The sequence below is a fragment of the Staphylococcus gallinarum genome (genome assembly GCF_000875895.1).
GTDB lineage: Bacteria > Bacillota > Bacilli > Staphylococcales > Staphylococcaceae > Staphylococcus > Staphylococcus gallinarum.
The window spans coordinates 1-737 of sequence record NZ_JXCF01000225.1 but is presented as its reverse complement, the minus strand read 5'-3'; the positions used below and the strand labels follow the sequence as shown (position 1 = coordinate 737).

Here is a 737-nt window from a genome sequence, read left to right as displayed (position 1 = left end):
ACCATTATTTAAGAGCCATTAGCTCAGTTGGTAGAGCATCTGACTTTTAATCAGAGGGTCAGAGGTTCGAATCCTCTATGGCTCACCATTTTAATCATATATCGCGGGTGTGGCGGAATTGGCAGACGCACTAGACTTAGGATCTAGCGCCTTACGGCGTGGGGGTTCGACTCCCTTCACCCGCATATGCAGAAGTAGTTCAGCGGTAGAATACGACCTTGCCAAGGTCGGGGTCGCGGGTTCGAATCCCGTCTTCTGCTCCATTATATGTGCCGGGGTGGCGGAACTGGCAGACGCACAGGACTTAAAATCCTGCGGTGAGAGATCACCGTACCGGTTCGATTCCGGTCCTCGGCACCATATTTTTTAAATAGCGCCTGTAGCTCAACTGGATAGAGTGCTTGACTACGGATCAAGAGGTTATGGGTTCGACTCCTATCAGGCGCGCCATTTAAAGATAATTACTTCACCCAATTATAAACGGGAAGTAGCTCAGCTTGGTAGAGCACTTGGTTTGGGACCAAGGGGTCGCAGGTTCGAATCCTGTCTTCCCGATAACCCAATGAATAATGGGGGCTTAGCTCAGATGGGAGAGCGCCTGCTTTGCACGCAGGAGGTCAGCGGTTCGATCCCGCTAGTCTCCACCATTTTTACTAAAGAAACTAAATTACAACGGCGGTGTAGCTCAGCTGGCTAGAGCGTACGGTTCATACCCGTGAGGTCGGGGGTTCGATCCC

Annotated in this window: 7 tRNA genes; all 7 read left to right on the top strand. The window is 51.2% G+C overall.

Annotated features, from left to right (window positions below):
- The first annotated feature begins 12 nt into the window (after positions 1–12).
- The 7 genes from SH09_RS14200 (at position 13) to SH09_RS14170 (ending at position 647) form a co-directional block, all read left to right on the top strand.
- A tRNA-Lys gene (locus tag SH09_RS14200) sits at positions 13–88 on the top strand.
- 15 nt (positions 89–103) lie between these two features.
- Positions 104–185, top strand: a tRNA-Leu gene (locus tag SH09_RS14195).
- 3 nt (positions 186–188) lie between these two features.
- Positions 189–263, top strand: a tRNA-Gly gene (locus SH09_RS14190).
- Between the two features lie 8 nt (positions 264–271).
- Positions 272–360, top strand: a tRNA-Leu gene (locus SH09_RS14185).
- 13 nt (positions 361–373) lie between these two features.
- Positions 374–450 (top strand) — tRNA-Arg (locus SH09_RS14180).
- A gap of 31 nt (positions 451–481) precedes the next feature.
- Positions 482–555 (top strand) — tRNA-Pro (locus SH09_RS14175).
- Between the two features lie 16 nt (positions 556–571).
- Positions 572–647, top strand: a tRNA-Ala gene (locus tag SH09_RS14170).
- Positions 648–737: the final 90 nt, after the last annotated feature.